Consider the following 16,155-nt stretch of genomic DNA (forward strand, 5'->3'; position numbering starts at 1 on the left):
CGGGTATGGCTTTGTTGACCGATGACCAGGTGGACGCCGCACTGGGCGGCCTCGAGGGTTGGGAACACTCCGGCGGCGCGCTGCGCCGCTCGATCAAGTTCGGCTCGTTTCTGGCCGGCATTGAGGCGGTCCGGCAGGTCGCCGAGCGCGCCGAGGCGGCCGATCACCACCCCGATATCGACATTCGCTGGCGCACGGTGACGTTCGCGTTGGTGACGCACTCCGAAGGGGGCATCACCGACAAGGACGTGGCGATGGCCGGCGAGATCAACCGGGTGCTGGCGGCCTGACCTGGGTGCGCGCCATCCAGCCCAGGGTGGCCACCGCACCGGCGATATAGACCAGACCGGCCCACGCCAGATACCACGGCCGGCCGTCCTGCCAGATCGTCGGCTGGGCGAAGCTCAGCAGCCAGGGCACCCCGATCAGGGTCAGTGCCAGCCAGCCCCAGCCCAGCACTCGGGCGCCCCGGCGATCCGCGTGCGGGCCGTGCAGCAGCCAGATCATCAGCGGCACCAGCCACACCCAGTGGTGGGTCCAGGAGATCGGCGAGGCCAAGAGCCCGAAGAGCTCCACCACCAGCAGCAGGCCGAGCGGGTCGGGCCGGGCGGGGTTGCTGCTCAGGGCGCGCCAGGCCAGCACGGCCAGCACCGCGGTCACGGCGACCGCGATCAGCACCGGCGGCCCGTAGCCGGCGTCGTGGCCGAGGATCCGCGAGATTCCGCCACGCCAGGACTGGTTGAACGAGGTGCCGATCGGCCCCACCCGGTGGGCGTCGCCGAGCAGCTCGGTGAAGTACCGGCGCGCCTGGTCCCCGGTCACCCACACCGAGACCGCGACCGTGGCGGCGAACACCGCCGCCGAGAACACCGCGGCGGCCCAGCGCCGCACCCCGGCCAGGTACAGCCCGGCGATCGCCGGGGTCAGCTTCACCCCGGCGGCCAGGCCCACCAGCAGCCCCGACACCCACCAGCGGCTGCTGTAGACCGCGTAGAGCACCGCCAACACCAGGATCACGTTGATCTGGCCGTAGTCGAAGGTGCTGCGCAACGGTTCGGTCCAGATCCCCACCGCCGTCCAGGCCATCGCCACCCGCCGGCCGGCGCCGCCCGCGGCCCCGAGCAGCCGCTGGCTGAGCCGGACCACCCCGTAGAGGGCGGCCATGGTGCCGATCTGCCAGAGCAAGGCGACCAGCCCGAAGGGCAGCAGGTGCAGCGGATAGAACACCACCGCGGCGAACGGCGGGTAGGTGAACGGCAGCGGGAAGTCGGGCGTCTGGTCGGCGTAGACGTAGTCATACAGCCCGCCCGGCCGGCCCAGCGCGGCCGCACCGCTGATGTAGACGTGCAGGTCGACGAAGTTGGCGCCGCGCGGGGTCAGGTAGGTCCAGGCGAGGCGGGCCAGGACGCTGGCCGCCAGCAGTAGCGGGGCCGAGGCGGTCACTCGGTTCGCCCAGGTGCGCGCGGCCGGGGTGTCGAGGGTGGTGTCTACGCCGACGACTTTAGCGAACAGCGGGGCCGATCACCGTCGCGGCTCGGGTCCGTAACGGTCCCATAAATGACACTCGTGTCACTTGAGCCTCACCAGCAACAAGATAGCTTCGGGTTTCGTAGCTGCCACCGCCGAGGAATTGGGGATCCCATGTCGCGCTTCCGGACACTGTTCAGCACGACGAGTGCCGTCGCCACTGCGACCGTCGCGGCCGGCTCGTCGGCCGCACTGCTCTTCGGCGGTTTGCTGCCGGTCGCCGCTGCCGACCCGGCCGTGCCGGCCCTGCCGCTGCCCACCGCTGGGTTCCCCGGCTTGCCCGCCATCGAGCAGTTGAGCCCGGTGATCCAACAGGCAGCCGCCGACCCGGCCGGGGCCACCTCGCTGCTGGCTGCTGCCGCCGCGGCGTTCGCCGGAAACTCCTCGGCGCCGGCTGGTTCCCGGCAGGTGGCCGATTCGGTGGCTCAGTTCGTGCAGTCGCCGCCGGAGGCTCCAGCCGTGCTGCCCAGCGAGCACGTGCCGACGGCCGGCTCGGCACCGGGCTTGGTGGCCCACCTGCCCAGCGGCGTAGACCCCGCCAAGTCGGTCGGGCCGGTTCCGCAGGCCGCACCCAGCGCTCCGGAAGCCGTGCCGGCTCCGCCGGAAGCCGCTGCCGTGGTCGCACCGCCGGCCCAAGCCGTCCCGGCCGAGGCCCCGGCGCCCGACGCGGCACCGGCCGCCAACCCCGGATTCGGCCCGGATGCCCCGCCGACCCAGGACTTCATGTACCCGTCAATCGGCCAGAACTGCCTGGCCGACGGCGGCAACGTCATCGCCACCGCCCTGTCGGTGGCCGGCCCGGCCACTATTCCCACCCCGGGCCCCAAGGCCGGCCAGACCGCGTACGTCTTCACCGCTGTGGGCACCCCCGGGCCGGCCGAGACCCAGAAGCTGCCATTGAACGTAACCTGGGTCAACCTGACCACCGGGAAGTCCGGCAGCGCCACCTTGCAGCCGCGCTCGGACATCAACGCCGACGGGCCTACCACGCTGACCGCGATCGTCGACACCGGCTCGGGCAGCATCTTGTCGACGATCTTCGGTCAGGTCAGCACCAAGGACCACCAGTGCAACTTCCTGCCGACCATCGGCTCGACGGTGGTGCCCTGAGGCGTCAGTAGGCCATGAACAAGATGGCGTCCCGGTCGTAGCTCATACCGGGATGCGCATCGGCGAGATGTTTCTGGGTCAGGTCGACCAGGTCGTCCTCGTCCTTACCGACGATGGCCTCACCGCACGGACAGTTCAGATGGGTCTTCACGTCGCCGCCTTTCCCTTGCTCTCCCGGGCTTGTTTCGCAGCCTGTTTCTGGGCCTTCTTGGTGGACCGTACCTGCTGCAGCGACGCCGCATCGACGACATCGGCGATCGACAGGTGGGTGCCGGCGCCGCCGTAGGCTCCGGCGGCCTCGCGCCACCCCGGCGGGGTCACGCCGTACTGCTTGCCGAGCAATGCCAGAAAGATCCGCGCCTTCTGCTCACCGAAGCCGGGCAACGCCTTGAGCCGCTGGTACACCTGCGCCCCGTCGGGCTCACCGACCGTCCACAGCGCGGCCGTGTCACCGCCGTACTGGTCGACGATGGCCCGGGCCAACGCCTGCACCCGGGCCGCCATCGATCCTGGAAACCGGTGCACCGCAGGCTTTTCCGCACACAGGGCGGCGAACTCTTCGGGGTCGCGGCCGGCGATCTCGTGCGGGTCGAGCCCGCCCATCCGGTCGGCGATCTTCTTGGGCCCGGCGAACGCGACTTCCATAGGGATTTGCTGATCGAGCAGCATGCCGACCAATAACGCGAACGGGTCGGCGCTCAGCAGGGCGTCGGCGGCCGGGTCTCCCACCAGCTGCAGCTTCGGCACGGAGGTCAGTCTAGAACCACCCGAGTTCGCCGGTACCAGCGTCCGTGTCGGTGGAATGTGCAACCGTAGAGCCGACAACCGGCGTACGCAGTTCCAGGAGACAGCCATGAAACGTGTAGCGGCAGCACTTCTCGCAGCGACGGTGACCGCTGTCGCCTTCGCGGCCACGGCCGGTGCCATACCGGACCAGGGCACGCCGGAATTCGACACCTACATGCAGGGCCTGGAACGCAACGGGTTCCACCTGAATCCGGACACCGCATGGCGGGTTGCCCACCAGGCCTGTGAAGGCGGCCTGCCCGGGTTGATCGGGTGGGAACTGGTCGCACAGGGGGTGGTGGGCCCGGGAGCCGACCAGCGGTTGATGGACGTGGCCCGAAAGTACGCCTGCCCGGTGCAGTAACTAGCCGCTTTTGCGGCGGAACTCGCGGCGGCTCTCCAGCGGCCCGTGCGATCGGGTCTGTTTGGCGCCGGCGTCCTTGTGGTCGGAGCCGCCCGCCGACTTCGCGTTCTTGCGCTCGAGGGCCTCGCGGAACTTGCGCTTGGTCTCGTCTGCGGCGGAATCTGGTTCGGGCATGACCCGGAGCCTAACTCAGCGCATCCCCGGCGGCATGCCGTACAGGTGCGTGATCGGCAACGTCAGCAGCACGCGGCGATCGGTCACCATCGCCTCGCGGTACTCGTCCCAATCCGGGTGCTCCCCGGCGATGTTGCGGTACAACGCCACCAGCGCCTCGACGGTGTCGTCGCCGGGAGCGGCGGCCGGCGGCGTCAGCTGAGCATCCCCTTCGGCGACGGCATAAGACCATCCGTCATCGGAACTGACCAACAGCGACGCCCGCGGATCGCGCCGCAGGTTGCGGGTCTTGGCCCGCGGCTCGGTGACCGACACCTGCACCGCGACCGCGCGCGGGTCGAAGTGGTACTGCACATTGGACAGCTGAGGGCGCCCGTCGCGTTTGATAGTGGCCAGCACGCCCAGTGAATTCCCACTGATCACGGCCAGCAACTTGTCGTCGAAGACCTGGCGTCCCATCCCCGAAGCGTACCGATTGAAGCCGGTGTGCGCGGTCGTTACCATCGCGCAGATGACCCGGTACGCGGCGTTCTTGCGGGGCGTCAACGTCGGCGGCGTCAACCTCAAGATGGCCGATGTCGCTGCCGCCCTGGCCGACGCCGGATTGTCCGAGGTGCGCACCATACTCGCCAGCGGCAACGTCTTGATCGACTCGCCCAACGATGCCGCGGCGGTGCGCGCCACCACCGAAGCCGCGCTGCGGGAGCGCTTCGGCTACCCGGCCCGGGTGCTGGTGTATGACCTCGACACGGTGCGCAGCATCATCGCGGCCTATCCCTTCGAGCCGGAGGTGCCCGAGCACCACTCCTATGTCACCTTCGTCGCTGACCCGGCGGTGCTCGCCGAGCTGTCCGGACTCAGTACCAGCGCCGGCAACGGCGAGAAGATCGCGCCCGGCCACGGAGTGATCTACTGGCAGATCCCCAAGGGCAACACCCTCGACAGCACCGTCGGCAAGACCATGGGCAACAAGCGGTACGCGGCGTCAACCACCACGCGCAACCTGCGCACGCTGAGCAAGATGCTGCGCTGAGCCGCCCACCGGTAAGGTCGCACAGGTGAGCCAGGCACAGAAGGTCACCCTGACCGGCGTCTCCGAGACGGCGCTGCTGACGTTGAACGCGCGGGCGACCGAAGCCCGCCGTTCCGACCGAATCCTCAACGATCCGATGGCGGTCCGGCTGGCGGACTCGATCGACTTCGACTTCGCCAAGTTCGGCTCGACCCGCCAGGACATCGCGGTGCGCGCGCTGGGCATCGACACCGAGGCGCTGCGCTTCCTTCGGCAGCACCCGACGGGCACCGTGGTGGCACTGGCCGAAGGCTTGCAGACCAGCTTCTGGCGGCTCAGCCAGGCAGTTGCCGATCCGCAATTCCGTTGGCTCACCGTGGATCTGCCTCCGATCATCGAGATCCGTCAGCGGTTGCTGCCGGCGGAATCACGGGTCTCGGTGTGCGCCCAGTCCGCGCTGGACTACAGCTGGATGGACCGGGTCGATCCGTCCGACGGGGTGTTCATCAGCGCCGAGGGCCTGCTGATGTATCTGCAGCCCGAGCAGTCCCTGGGCCTGATCGCCGAGTGCGCCCGCCGCTTTCCGGGCGGCCGGATGATCTTCGACCTTCCGCCGGCCTGGATCGGCTGGCTGATCCGCCACGGCGTGCCGACGTCGCTGCGCTACCGGGCACCGGCCATGCCGTTCACGCTGTCCGCCGCCGCGACCGCCCAGCTGGTGGACACCGTGCCGGGCGTCCGGGCCGTGCACGACCTGCAGTTGCCGCGGGGCCGCGGGTGGCTGTTCAACACCGTGCTGCCGACCATCTACGGACTGCGCGCTCTCGCCGACGCTCGCCCGTCGCTGACCCTTCTCGAATTCGGCTAAAGCGTGCCGAAGGCCGCATCCAGGTAACGCAGCGCATCGGCCTTGCCCAGGCCCACAGCGCGGGCGGCCGCGACGAAGGCGCCCGCCGCCTCGGTCATCGCCGCATCGACCGGATCGCTGCTCGCCACGAAAGTACCGAGCCGACCCCGGGTCTCGACGATCCCGGCGGCCTCCAACTCCCGGTACGCCCGGGCCACGGTGTTGACCGCCAGGCCCAGCTGGCCCGCCAAGTCACGCACCGTCGGCAGCCGGGTTCCCGGCGGGAGGACGCCGTCCCGGACCGCTGCGATCATCCGAGTCCTGACCTGCTCGAATAACGGCGCATCCGGCCGCATGTCGGCCCCCAGCAGCTCGGTGAAGTCCATCGGCCCAGTATCCCGCTATGTTGGTGGCGTGCAGGTGGCGGTGTTCAGCGGCGCGGGCATCTCAGCGGAGAGCGGGGTGCCGACCTTCCGTGACGACGAGAACGGTTTGTGGGCGCGCTACGACCCCTACGAGGTGTCCAGCATCGACGGCTGGAACCGGCACCCCGAACTGATCTGGGGCTGGTACCTGTGGCGCCACCACCTGGCCCGCCGGGTCGGACCGAACGCCGGCCATCGGGCGGTCGCGGACTGGGAGCAGCACGCCGACGTCAAGGTCATCACCCAGAACGTCGACAATCTGCACGAGCGCGGCGGCAGCTCCACGGTCCACCATCTGCACGGCAGCATGTTCGAATTCCGTTGCGCCGATTGCAGTCACCCCTACACCGAGAAGCTGCCCGAGATGGCAGAGCCACAGCTGGAAGTGCCGCCGCCGGTGTGCGGCTGCGGCGGGCTGATCCGCCCGGATATCGTTTGGTTCGGCGAAAACCTGCCGCAAGGGCCGTGGAACGCCGCGGTCGAAGCCATCGACGCCGCCGATGTGCTGGTGGTGGTGGGCACCTCGGCGGTGGTCTATCCGGCGGCCAGCCTGCCCGAGCTGGCACTGGAGCAGGGCAAGACCGTCATCGAGGTCAACCCCGAGCCGACGCCGCTGTCGGCTAGAGCCACGCTGTGCATGCGCGACACCGCTTCGGCGGCCCTACCCGGACTGCTTCAGCGGCTGCCCTCGCTGTTGGGCTGACGTGGCTCAGGCCGGGCGGCTGGCGCGTCCGAGCGCAAACTCCGACACCGGTACCGGCGCCCACGCCGGGAACTGATGCCCGCGCCGCGACGTCCCGACGGTGAAGCCGGCGTCGATGATCATCTGCTCGGTGTCGCGGTGGGTGTGACAGTTGCCGAACAACTTCGGCCAGATGGTGGCATCGGCCAGGCGCTGCAGCCCGCCGCGCGCCCCACCGCTGGCGACGTGTTCGAAGTAGCGCAGTTCTCCGCCGGGCTTGAGCAGGGCGAACAGTTGGCGCAGCACGTCCCGAGGCTGCTCCACCGAGCACAACACCAGTGAGCAGACGATCGCGTCGAACGGTTCGCGGGCATCCAAGGCTTCGACGGTGCTCGCCACGACCGTCACCGGCACCGGCGCCACCGCGGCCGCTTGCCCGGCGGCCTCCCGCAGCAGCGATTCCGGCTCGGGGGCGACCACCTCGGTGACGGTGTCGGGGTAGAAACCGAAGTTGCTTCCGGTACCCGCGCCCACCTCGAGCACCCGTCCCGACAGGCCTTCCAGATTCTCCCGGCGCCGATCCCGCAGCCAGTCGGTCTCGCGGCTCGACATGAACCTCCAGATCCGGGCGAACAGCGGGTTGTCCAGAGTCGCAGGCGAGGTCATGGGGCCACCATAGCGTCCCCCCGGGTTCACCCCCGATCGCGCCATCGGTCGGCTAAAGCGGCTGGTCTCCGCCGGAACGTCCGGCAAACGCTACCCGTCGGTAAGATTGCCACCATTTCCCGAAACGTGACTCAAAGATCCCTTAATAGTGACCCATACGCTCAGTGTCATGTGGATCGACGACTCAAGTGCCGACGTCATCAAGGTCGACTTCGAGGCCCTGTACCACGGCGATGTCCTGGTCGAGGGCGACACCTCGGAGCAGCTTGACGACTGGCATCCGCTGGCCAGCTGATTGATTGGCGCCGCGGCAGCGGCGCCTTTCCCAATCGCGTCCTGTCGCGACGGCGGCCGCCCACATCCGGGCAGTCCGCAACCGGTGAGTCACCCCATTTCTCTTGCATTCAGGTTGAGCTACCTGGCGTCCTCCGCGCCGCTCCAGCTACCTAGCCACTCAGCAACGCCGCCGGGGTCCTCGAGCGCAGAGGTCGCGAAGTTCTCGCACTGCGTACACCCTCGGCGCGGCAGGGGAACCAGACCTTAGGCGACGTTCTCCTCGTCGTCGGCCTCGAGCATGTCGGCCAGCCGCCCCGAGATCAGCTCCTCGGCCTCGGCCACGATCCGCGACACCAGCTCCCCCACGGTCGGGATGTCGTTGATCAGCCCCATCGCGGTGCCCACCGACCAGATCCCGGCCTCGACATCGCCGTCCTCGAAGACCTTGCGGCCCCGGACTCCGGCCACCAACTCCTGTACGTCGGGGAACTGGCCGCCCTGGTTCAGAATCTCGACGACTTCGCGTGAGACGGTGTTGGACGCCACCCGGGCGGTGTTGCGCAGCGGCCGGAAGATCAGCTCGGTGCCGCGCTCGTCACCGGCGACGATGGCTTCCTTGACGTTCTGGTGGATGCAGGACTCGACGGTGCACATGAACCGCGAGCCCATGTTGATGCCGTCGGCGCCCAGGGCCAGCGCGGCGACCAGGCCGCGGGCGTCGGCGAAGCCGCCGGAGGCGATCATCGGGATCTCGATCTGCGCCGCCGCGGCCGGGATCAGCACCAGGCCCGGGATGTCGTCCTCGCCGGGATGCCCGGCGCATTCGAAGCCGTCGATGCTGATGCCGTCGACGCCGAGGCTCTGCGCCTTGACCGCGTGCCGTACCGAGGTGCACTTGTGCAGCACCTTGATCCCGTTGTCGTGAAACATCGGCAGGTGCGGCGCCGGGTTGGAGCCGGCGGTCTCGACGATTTTGATGCCGGCGTCGACGATGACCTGCCGGTACTCGTCATAAGGCGGCGGGTTGATCGTCGGCAGGATGGTCAGATTGACGCCGAACGGCTTGTCGGTCAGGTCCCGGGTCTTGGCGATCTCGTTGGCCAGATCCGCCGGAGTGGGCTGGGTCAGCGCGGTCAAGAACCCCAGCGCCCCCGAGTTAGCCACCGCCGCAACAAGTTCCGCGCGGCCCACCCACTGCATACCGCCTTGGGCGATGGGGTGCTCGACACCGAACACCTCGGTGAACTTCGTGGTAATACTCATCGTCTCTCCTACCTCGGGGCCATTCGGATCGCGCCGTCGAGGCGGATCACCTCACCGTTGAGCATCGGGTTGCTGATGATGTGTTCGGCCAGCGCGCCGTACTCGTCGGGGTCACCGAGCCGGGCCGGGTGCGGCACCTGCCCGCCGAGCGAGCGCTGCGCCTCCTCGGGCAGCGAACCGAGCAGCGGGGTCTTGAACAGACCTGGCGCGATGGTGCAGACCCGGATCAGCTCGCGGGACAGGTCCCGCGCGATCGGCAGGGTCATGCCGACCACGCCGCCCTTGGATGCCGAGTAGGCGGCCTGCCCGATCTGGCCGTCGAACGCCGCCACCGATGCGGTGTTGATGATGACGCCGCGCTCCTCACCGATCGGCTCGGTCTTGGCGATGCGCTCGGCGGCCAGCCGCAGCACGTTGAACGTGCCGATCAGGTTGACCTGCACGACCTTGGTGAACTCCTCCAGCGGGAAGGCGCCGCTTTTGCTCAGTGTCTTGATCGCGTTGCCGATGCCCGCGCAGTTGACGTTGATCCGCACCGGGCCCAGGGACTCGGCGACATCCAGCGCGGCGCCGACGGCCTCGGGGTCGGTGACGTTGGCTTCGGCGAACCGGGCCCGGTCGCCCAGCTCCGCCACCGCGTCGGCGCCCCGCAGGTCGATCACCACCACCTGCGCGCCGGCGTCCAGCAGGCGTTTCGTCGTCGCCAGGCCCAGTCCCGAGGCGCCACCGGTGACGACCGCCACCGCATCCTTGATCTGCACTGCGTCATCCCTTCGTCAACCAACCAGCCGGTTGGTCGGGACTATACCCAGTCGCTCAGGATGGTCTCGTTGTCGGCCCCCAGTACCGCCGGCGGCGTCGGGACGTCGGGCACGCTGCGGGAGAACCGCGGCGCCGGCATGGGCTGCAGGGAACCGTCGGCGTCATAGAAGGTGTTGCGCTGCGCGACGTGCGGATCCGAGAGCACCTCGCCGAACGCCAGCACCGGCGCCACGCAGGCGTCGGAGTCGGCGAACACCTTCGCCCAGTGGTCCCGGTCGTGCGCCGCGAACGCCTTGGTGAACACCTCGCGCAGCTCCGGCCAGCGGCTCTTGTCGTTCTGCGCGGGCAGCTCGGCGGGGTCCAGGCCCAGTTTGGCCAGCAGTTCGGCGAAGAACTGCGGTTCGATCGATCCCACCGAGACGTAGCGCCCGTCGGCGCATTCGTAGGTGTCGTAATAGGGCGCACCGGTGTCGAGCATGTTGACGCCCCGCTCGTCGCTCCACAGCCCTTGCGCGCGGAAGCTCCACATCATCGCCCCGAGCATGCTCGAACCGTCGACCATGGCCGCATCGATCACCTGTCCCTTACCGGAGGACTGCCGCTCCCACAGCGCGGACAAGATGCCGACCAGCAGGAACATCGACCCGCCCCCGAAATCGCCGGCAAGGTTCAGCGGCGGCACCGGGCGCTCGCCCTGGCGGCCGATCGAATGCAGAGTGCCATTGAGCGAGATGTAGTTGATGTCGTGGCCGGCCTGCTGAGCGCGCGGCCCGGTCTGCCCCCAACCGGTCATCCGGCCATAGATGAGCTTGTCGTTGATCTTGGCGCAGTCCTCGGGCCCCAGGCCGAGCCGCTCGGTGACGCCGGGGCGGAAACCCTCGATCAGCACGTCGGCCTTGGCCACCAGGGCCAGCACCAGGTCGCGACCCTCCGGCGACTTCAGGTCGGCGGTCACCGACCGCCGGTTGCGCAGCATGGTGTCCTTCGGCGCGCCGCCACCGAATTTCGGCGGACGGTCCACCCGGACCACGTCGGCACCCAGGTCGCCGAGGATCATCGCCGCGTGCGGCCCCGGTCCGATGCCGGCCAGTTCGATGACCCGCAACCCCGCCAACGGTCCCGCCATGTCTGCCTCCTCGTCGTCTGCGTGTGATGTGCATCCTATGGTGGACACTCATGACCGCAATCGACTCCGGCATCGACGCCCTGGCCCCGGTGGACGGCCTGTCCGTGACCCTGGCCGACGGGGTGCTCTCGGTGACCATCGACCGCCCCGACAGCCTCAACTCGGTGACCACCGGCGTGCTCGCCGGTATCGCCGACGCCATGGAAGGCGCCGCCCACGACCCGCGGGTGCGCGCGGTGCGACTCGGCGGGGCCGGTCGCGGGTTCAGCTCGGGTGCGGGGATCAGCGCCGAGGACGCCTCCGACGGGGTGCCGACGGAGATCATCGTCGAGGCCAACCGGGCGATCCGGGCGATCGTGGCGCTGCCGCATCCGGTGGTGGCCGTGGTGCAGGGCCCAGCCGCCGGCGTCGGAGTGTCGCTGGCGCTGGCCTGCGACCTGGTGCTGGCCTCGGATAAGGCGTTTTTTCTGTTGGCGTTCACCAAGATTGGGCTGATGCCCGACGGCGGCGCCTCGGCGCTGGTGGCGGCGGCGATCGGCCGGATCCGGGCCATGCGGCTGGCGCTGCTGGCCGAACGCCTACCGGCCGCCGACGCGTTGGCGTGGGGCTTGATCAGTGCGGTGTACCCGGCCGAGGACTTCGACGCCGAGGTGGACAAGGTGCTGGCCGCGTTGCTGGCCGGTCCGGCGGCGGCCTTCGCCAAGACCAAACACGCCATCAACGCCGCGACGTTGACCGAGCTGGACGCGACGCTGGACCGCGAATACGTCGGCCAGTCAATTCTGTTGAACGCCCACGACTTCCGCGAAGGCACCCGGGCGTTTCAGGATCGGCGCCCGCCGAAGTTCACCGACTCCTGAGCGGCTACCTGCCGAAGATCGGGGGCAGCGCGAGCACCATCATCAGCCCCCACACCAGATGCGTCAGCACCGGCGCCAGCACCCCGCCGGTTGCCCGGCGTTCGATGGCGCAGACGGTGCCGAGCACCAGCGCGGCGACACCGATCATCAGGTTGCCGGCGGCCATCATCGCGGCAATGTAGAGCAGCGTCGACAACACCAGCGGATAGCGGCGGCCGAACGCACTGAACAGCGCCCCGCGGAAAAACATCTCTTCGGCGACCGCATTGACGATGGCGATCAGCACCACCAGTCGCCAGGACACCTGGGTGGTGTAGTCCAGGATCGCGGTCACCTGGCCGGCCAGCGGCGGGATCTGCTGCACCGCCAGCCCGCCCAGCAGAAACACCCCGCCGAGTAGCAGGCCGACCCCGGTGCCGGTGAACACCGGCCGCTCGTTGCGGCCACGGAAGCGCACCGCACCCAGGTGCAGCGGACCCGCCACGACCGCCCCCACCGACCAGACCGCGGCCAGCGCCAACGACAGCCAGTAGAACGCCGCGTCACCGGGGTTCTTGGTGTGCATCGAGGCCAGCACGGCGGCGCCGAGCAGCACCACCACCGCGACCACGACCCGACGCCGGTGCACGACCGCCCGCGGCTCGTGGTACGGGGCGGAGACCTTGGAGAAGATGCCGGTGAACTCGCGCAGCAGGCCGGGCCGGGCCGAACTGGTCTGGGTCATGCCCTAAAACGGTAGCGGCCGAACCGCAGTCGGTGGCCTGATTGCGTCAGTTCGCCCGATGGACTTCGATCAGCCGGCGGTAGGCCGCGGCGTTGTGCCGATTATTGCGGACTTCGGCCTCGCTGAGCTCCCGCCGCACCCGGCCCGGCACCCCCGACACCAGCGACCGGGGCGGCACCACCATGCCCTGCGGGATGACGGCACCGGCCGCTACCAGAGAGCCCGCCCCCACGACCGCGCCGTTGAGGATGATCGCGCCCATCCCGATCAACGAGTCGTCTTCGACGGTGCAGCCGTGCAGCACCGCGTTGTGCCCGACGCTGACCCGGGCGCCGACCCGGGCGGGGAACTCCTTGTCGACGTGGATGGTCACGCCGTCTTGGACGTTGGTGTCGACGCCGATCTCGATGGGCTCGGCCTCGGCGCGCAGCGTGGCCGAGTACCAGACACTGGCCCGGGCGGCCAGGTGAACCTGACCGATGAGGCTGGCGTTGGGCGCCACCCACGACTCCGGATGCAGCTGCGGCGCACGACCGCGAATGGGAATGATCAGCGGCTCGGGCACGTCGCTCAACGCGCCTTCCACACCGGTGCGCGCTTCTCGGCGAACGCCCGCGGTCCCTCCTTGGCGTCCTCGGTCCGAAGCAGCGCGGAGAACTCCCGGCCGGTGCGAGCCCAACCGGTCGCCTCGCCGGGGATGGCGCCGTCGTCGACGCCGTAGGCGATCCGCTTGCTGGCCTGCACCGACAGCGGCGCGTTACCGGTGATCTGCTCGGCGAGCTCGAGTGCGGCCTCCAGTGCGCCGCCGTCCTCGACCACCCGGTTGACCAGGCCCCAGCGGGCGGCCTCGGCGGCCGAGATCGGCTCCCCGGTGTAGAGCAGCTCCAGGGCGACCTTGCGGGGCAGCTGGTCGATGATGCGGAAAACGCCGCCGGCACCGGCGATCAGGCCGCGCTTGACCTCCGGCAGCCCGAACTGCGCCCGCTGCTCGGCGACCACCAGATCGCTGGCCAGGGCGATCTCGGTGCCGCCGCCGAGCGCGGTGCCGTTGACCGCCGCGATGGTCGGCTTGTCGATGAAGTGCTGCACATAGCCGGCGAAACCCCACTCCGGGTGGTCGGAGTGGTAGATGTTCTCCCGGTTGGCGATCGCCTTGAGATCGGCTCCGGCAGAAAACGACTTGTCGCCGGCGCCGGTGAGCACCACCGCGCGCACCTCATCGTCGTCTTGGGCCTGCGCCAACGCGTCACCGATGCCGGTACTGACGGCACCGTTGATGGCGTTGCGGGCTTCGGGCCGGTTGATCGTGATCAGCAGAACGTTGCCGCGCCGCTCGACGAGAACGGCCGCCTCACTCACAGCAGCTCCAGGATGGTGGCGTTGGCCTGGCCGCCGCCCTCACACATGGTCTGCAGCCCGTAGCGAATCCCGTTGGCGCGCATGTGGTGCAGCATGGTGGTCATGATCCGGGCGCCGGATCCGCCGAGCGGGTGGCCCAGCGCGATCGCCCCGCCGTTGGGGTTGAGCTTCTTCGGGTCGGCGCCGATGTCGGCGAGCCAGGCCATCGGCACCGGGGCGAAGGCCTCGTTGACCTCGAACACCCCGATGTCGTCGATGCTCAAACCGCTGCGCTGCAGCGCTTTTTCGGTGGCCGGGATCGGCGCGGACAGCATCATCACCGGGTCGGCGCCGGCCAGCGTCGCGGTGTGCACCCGTGCCAGCGGGGTCAGCCCCAGTTCGCGTGCCTTGGCCGCCGACATGAACAGCAGCGCCGCCGCGCCGTCGGAGATCTGGCTGGAGTTGCCGGCGTGGATGACGCCGTCCTCCTTGAACGCCGGCTTGAGCTGGGCCATCTTCTCGATGGTGGTGCCGCGGCGGATGCCCTCGTCGGCACTGATCACGTTGCCCTCGGCGTCCTTGATCCCGACGATCTCGTCGGTGAAGGCCCCGGAATCCTGGGCGGCGGCGGCTTTTTCATGCGAAGCCAGGGCGAACTCGTCCAGCGTGGTGCGGTCCAGTCCCCACTTCTCGGCCATCATCTCCGCACCGATCCCCTGGTTGGGGGTCTGGCTGTAGCGGGTACGGAACGCCTCCGGGTAGGGGTGCCCGCCGTTGGCCAGCGACGAGCCCATCGGAGTGCGCGACATCGACTCGACGCCCCCGGCGACCACGACGTCGTAGTGCCCGGCGACCACACCGGCGGCGGCGAAATGCACCGACTGCTGACTGGAGCCGCACTGGCGGTCCACCGTCACCCCGGGCACGGTCTCGGGCCAGCCGGCGGCCAGCAGCGCGGTCCGGCCGATGTCCAGGGCCTGTTCACCGGCCTGCATGACGCAGCCCCAGATCACGTCGTCAACCAGCGCCGGGTCCACCCCGGCGCGACCGACCAGCCCGTTGAGTACCTGGGCGGACAGTTCGGCCGGGTGCACCCCGGACAGTCCGCCGTTGCGCTTGCCGATCGGCGAGCGCACCGCTTCTACGATGACGGCTTCGGCCATGGGTGCTCTCCTTCATCAACGAGGGTCCTTGACGACGATTGTCAACCGGGCCTATCTGCTGACGGCAACGGGGGTGCTCCCAGCACTCGCGTAGCGTCGAATCCATGGCGCGGATTGTGATCGTCGGCGGCCACGGCAAGGTCGCCCTACTGCTCAGCCCCATCCTGACCGAACGCGGCGACGAGGTGAGTTCGATCTTCCGCAATCCCGACCACGCCGAGGAGGTCGCGGTGACCGGGGCGATCCCGGTGGTGGCCGACATCGAGCAGCTCGACACCGACGGGCTGGCCGAGCTGGTGGCCGGCCACGACGCGGTGGTGTTCTCCGCCGGCGCCGGCGGCGGCAATCCGGCGCGCACCTACGCGGTGGACCGCGATGCCGCCATCCGGGTGATCAACGCCGCCGGCCAGGCCGGGGTTCGCCGGTTCGTGATGGTGTCCTACTTCGGCGCCGGCCCCGGACACGGTGTGCCCGAAGACGATCCGTTCTTCCCGTACGCCCAGGCCAAGGCCGCCGCGGACGCTCACCTGCGGGCCACCGACCTGGATTGGACGGTGCTGGGCCCGAGCCGGCTGACCCTAGAGCCGGCCACGGGCCGCATCGAGACCCGCGCCGACGCCGACAAAACGCAGGCGTCGCGCGGCAATGTCGCCCAGGTGATCGCGGCCTGCCTCACCGAGGACGCGACGATTGGCCGCACCATCGATTTCAACGACGGCGAGACGCCCATTGCGGAAGCCCTGCGGGCGCTTCGGGGGCGACCGACCGGGTAATCTCGATCACGCAACTGGTTTGCCGACACCGCCGGTAGCGGCGGCGTCGGCATCGAGCGTGACGCGGTTTTCCGTGGAGCGCGAGAGGGAACCCGGTGAGAATCCGGGACTGTCCCGCAGCGGTATGCAGGAACGACCGCCGTCACAGGCACTGGTCTCGGGTTCGGGACTGGGAAGCGACGGCCATTAGGTGCACCCCCGGTGCGCGCCTGCGAGTCCGAAGACCTGCCCGTTGTGCCGGGCGCGCCGCGCTCGGCGGATCAACGCCTCGCGGAAT

23 protein-coding genes and 1 riboswitch are annotated in these 16,155 nt (G+C 69.4%); of the genes, 9 read left to right on the forward strand and 14 right to left on the reverse strand.

The genetic code is table 11. The annotated features are described in order from the left end of the window. Positions 1 to 5: 5 nt before the first annotated feature. On the forward strand, positions 6 to 290 hold the full coding sequence (locus tag AC5Y4Q_RS12420; RefSeq protein ID WP_125224737.1) for a 4a-hydroxytetrahydrobiopterin dehydratase: 285 nt from the start codon (positions 6 to 8) through the stop codon (positions 288 to 290). Here AC5Y4Q_RS12420 and AC5Y4Q_RS12425 read toward each other — a convergent pair. Further along, a complete protein-coding gene (locus AC5Y4Q_RS12425; RefSeq protein ID WP_065019111.1) occupies positions 268 to 1,512 on the reverse strand; it encodes a mannosyltransferase in 1,245 nt (414 codons plus the stop codon). The two genes, AC5Y4Q_RS12420 and AC5Y4Q_RS12425, sit on opposite strands and share 23 nt — an antisense overlap. Positions 1,513 to 1,641: 129 nt before the next feature. Here AC5Y4Q_RS12425 and AC5Y4Q_RS12430 point away from each other — a divergent pair, with 129 nt between their 5' ends. Next, positions 1,642 to 2,637 carry an Rv1157c family protein gene (locus AC5Y4Q_RS12430; protein WP_064922431.1) on the forward strand — a complete coding sequence of 332 codons (996 nt, stop codon included), beginning with the start codon at positions 1,642 to 1,644 and terminating at the stop codon, positions 2,635 to 2,637. A 4-nt stretch (positions 2,638 to 2,641) separates the two neighbouring features. Here the strand turns inward: AC5Y4Q_RS12430 and AC5Y4Q_RS12435 are convergent, their stop codons facing one another. Beyond that, positions 2,642 to 2,788 carry a hypothetical protein gene (locus tag AC5Y4Q_RS12435; RefSeq protein ID WP_019737787.1) on the reverse strand — a complete coding sequence of 49 codons (147 nt, stop codon included), beginning with the start codon at positions 2,786 to 2,788 and terminating at the stop codon, positions 2,642 to 2,644. Continuing rightward, on the reverse strand, positions 2,785 to 3,384 hold the full coding sequence (locus AC5Y4Q_RS12440) for an HhH-GPD-type base excision DNA repair protein (protein ID WP_125224736.1): 600 nt from the start codon (positions 3,382 to 3,384) through the stop codon (positions 2,785 to 2,787). The genes AC5Y4Q_RS12435 and AC5Y4Q_RS12440 overlap by 4 nt, the downstream gene beginning before the upstream one ends. A 106-nt stretch (positions 3,385 to 3,490) precedes the next feature. Here AC5Y4Q_RS12440 and AC5Y4Q_RS12445 point away from each other — a divergent pair, with 106 nt between their 5' ends. Continuing rightward, positions 3,491 to 3,787, forward strand: coding sequence for a hypothetical protein (locus AC5Y4Q_RS12445; protein ID WP_064923558.1), 297 nt, complete (start codon positions 3,491 to 3,493; stop codon positions 3,785 to 3,787). On the opposite strand, the gene AC5Y4Q_RS12450 is transcribed toward AC5Y4Q_RS12445, so the two are convergent. Beyond that, positions 3,788 to 3,961 (reverse strand): DUF5302 domain-containing protein, encoded by a 174-nt coding sequence (locus AC5Y4Q_RS12450; RefSeq protein ID WP_109535730.1) that lies wholly within the window; start codon positions 3,959 to 3,961, stop codon positions 3,788 to 3,790. It abuts the gene before it with no gap. A gap of 15 nt (positions 3,962 to 3,976) precedes the next feature. Then, complete coding sequence (locus tag AC5Y4Q_RS12455) at positions 3,977 to 4,420, reverse strand: PPOX class F420-dependent oxidoreductase (RefSeq protein ID WP_064923556.1); 444 nt, start codon at positions 4,418 to 4,420, stop codon at positions 3,977 to 3,979. 52 nt (positions 4,421 to 4,472) lie between these two features. On the opposite strand from AC5Y4Q_RS12455, the gene AC5Y4Q_RS12460 reads away from it, so the two are divergent. Both AC5Y4Q_RS12460 and AC5Y4Q_RS12465 read left to right on the forward strand, forming a co-directional pair. Continuing rightward, entirely contained in the window at positions 4,473 to 4,994 is a 522-nt protein-coding gene (locus tag AC5Y4Q_RS12460) for a DUF1697 domain-containing protein (protein ID WP_064923572.1), read from the forward strand. Between the two features lie 25 nt (positions 4,995 to 5,019). After that, on the forward strand, positions 5,020 to 5,841 hold the full coding sequence (locus AC5Y4Q_RS12465) for a class I SAM-dependent methyltransferase (protein ID WP_064923554.1): 822 nt from the start codon (positions 5,020 to 5,022) through the stop codon (positions 5,839 to 5,841). Here AC5Y4Q_RS12465 and AC5Y4Q_RS12470 read toward each other — a convergent pair. After that, positions 5,838 to 6,206 carry an Rv1152 family transcriptional regulator gene (locus tag AC5Y4Q_RS12470; RefSeq protein WP_064923552.1) on the reverse strand — a complete coding sequence of 123 codons (369 nt, stop codon included), beginning with the start codon at positions 6,204 to 6,206 and terminating at the stop codon, positions 5,838 to 5,840. The two genes, AC5Y4Q_RS12465 and AC5Y4Q_RS12470, sit on opposite strands and share 4 nt — an antisense overlap. 28 nt (positions 6,207 to 6,234) lie before the next feature. Here AC5Y4Q_RS12470 and AC5Y4Q_RS12475 point away from each other — a divergent pair, with 28 nt between their 5' ends. Continuing rightward, entirely contained in the window at positions 6,235 to 6,948 is a 714-nt protein-coding gene (locus AC5Y4Q_RS12475) for an NAD-dependent deacylase (RefSeq protein ID WP_064923550.1), read from the forward strand. A 6-nt stretch (positions 6,949 to 6,954) separates the two neighbouring features. On the opposite strand, the gene AC5Y4Q_RS12480 is transcribed toward AC5Y4Q_RS12475, so the two are convergent. Then, entirely contained in the window at positions 6,955 to 7,593 is a 639-nt protein-coding gene (locus AC5Y4Q_RS12480) for a methyltransferase domain-containing protein (protein ID WP_064923548.1), read from the reverse strand. Positions 7,594 to 7,762: 169 nt separating this feature from the next. On the opposite strand from AC5Y4Q_RS12480, the gene AC5Y4Q_RS12485 reads away from it, so the two are divergent. After that, complete coding sequence (locus tag AC5Y4Q_RS12485) at positions 7,763 to 7,888, forward strand: hypothetical protein (protein WP_019738104.1); 126 nt, start codon at positions 7,763 to 7,765, stop codon at positions 7,886 to 7,888. A gap of 245 nt (positions 7,889 to 8,133) precedes the next feature. Here AC5Y4Q_RS12485 and AC5Y4Q_RS12490 read toward each other — a convergent pair whose 3' ends face one another. The 3 genes from AC5Y4Q_RS12490 to AC5Y4Q_RS12500 are packed head-to-tail and all read right to left on the reverse strand — an operon-like array spanning position 8,134 to position 11,020. Further along, positions 8,134 to 9,132: an NAD(P)H-dependent flavin oxidoreductase gene (locus AC5Y4Q_RS12490; RefSeq protein WP_064923546.1), complete on the reverse strand. Its 999-nt coding sequence runs from the start codon at positions 9,130 to 9,132 to the stop codon at positions 8,134 to 8,136. A gap of 8 nt (positions 9,133 to 9,140) precedes the next feature. After that, positions 9,141 to 9,893, reverse strand: coding sequence for a 3-hydroxyacyl-CoA dehydrogenase (locus tag AC5Y4Q_RS12495; RefSeq protein WP_125224733.1), 753 nt, complete (start codon positions 9,891 to 9,893; stop codon positions 9,141 to 9,143). A gap of 41 nt (positions 9,894 to 9,934) precedes the next feature. Then, positions 9,935 to 11,020, reverse strand: coding sequence for a CaiB/BaiF CoA transferase family protein (locus tag AC5Y4Q_RS12500; protein ID WP_064923542.1), 1,086 nt, complete (start codon positions 11,018 to 11,020; stop codon positions 9,935 to 9,937). Between the two features lie 50 nt (positions 11,021 to 11,070). Here AC5Y4Q_RS12500 and AC5Y4Q_RS12505 point away from each other — a divergent pair, with 50 nt between their 5' ends. Next, positions 11,071 to 11,880 (forward strand): enoyl-CoA hydratase, encoded by an 810-nt coding sequence (locus AC5Y4Q_RS12505; RefSeq protein ID WP_499959149.1) that lies wholly within the window; start codon positions 11,071 to 11,073, stop codon positions 11,878 to 11,880. A gap of 4 nt (positions 11,881 to 11,884) precedes the next feature. On the opposite strand, the gene AC5Y4Q_RS12510 is transcribed toward AC5Y4Q_RS12505, so the two are convergent. From AC5Y4Q_RS12510 to AC5Y4Q_RS12525, 4 genes are read right to left on the reverse strand one after another with little or no spacing between them, the layout of a single operon-like run. Next, complete coding sequence (locus AC5Y4Q_RS12510; RefSeq protein ID WP_064923538.1) at positions 11,885 to 12,604, reverse strand: CPBP family intramembrane glutamic endopeptidase; 720 nt, start codon at positions 12,602 to 12,604, stop codon at positions 11,885 to 11,887. A 46-nt stretch (positions 12,605 to 12,650) separates the two neighbouring features. Beyond that, complete coding sequence (locus AC5Y4Q_RS12515; protein WP_499959279.1) at positions 12,651 to 13,169, reverse strand: gamma carbonic anhydrase family protein; 519 nt, start codon at positions 13,167 to 13,169, stop codon at positions 12,651 to 12,653. A gap of 5 nt (positions 13,170 to 13,174) precedes the next feature. Continuing rightward, positions 13,175 to 13,963, reverse strand: coding sequence for a crotonase/enoyl-CoA hydratase family protein (locus tag AC5Y4Q_RS12520; protein WP_499959151.1), 789 nt, complete (start codon positions 13,961 to 13,963; stop codon positions 13,175 to 13,177). After that, entirely contained in the window at positions 13,960 to 15,105 is a 1,146-nt protein-coding gene (locus tag AC5Y4Q_RS12525) for a thiolase family protein (protein ID WP_064923534.1), read from the reverse strand. The genes AC5Y4Q_RS12520 and AC5Y4Q_RS12525 overlap by 4 nt, the downstream gene beginning before the upstream one ends. Before the next feature lie 104 nt (positions 15,106 to 15,209). Between AC5Y4Q_RS12525 and AC5Y4Q_RS12530 the strand changes: the two genes are divergently transcribed. Beyond that, positions 15,210 to 15,878, forward strand: coding sequence for an SDR family oxidoreductase (locus AC5Y4Q_RS12530; RefSeq protein WP_499959153.1), 669 nt, complete (start codon positions 15,210 to 15,212; stop codon positions 15,876 to 15,878). A gap of 46 nt (positions 15,879 to 15,924) precedes the next feature. Further along, positions 15,925 to 16,125: riboswitch (cobalamin riboswitch) on the forward strand. Positions 16,126 to 16,155 lie beyond the last annotated feature (30 nt).

The organism is Mycobacterium sp. NGS16, assembly GCF_059813225.1.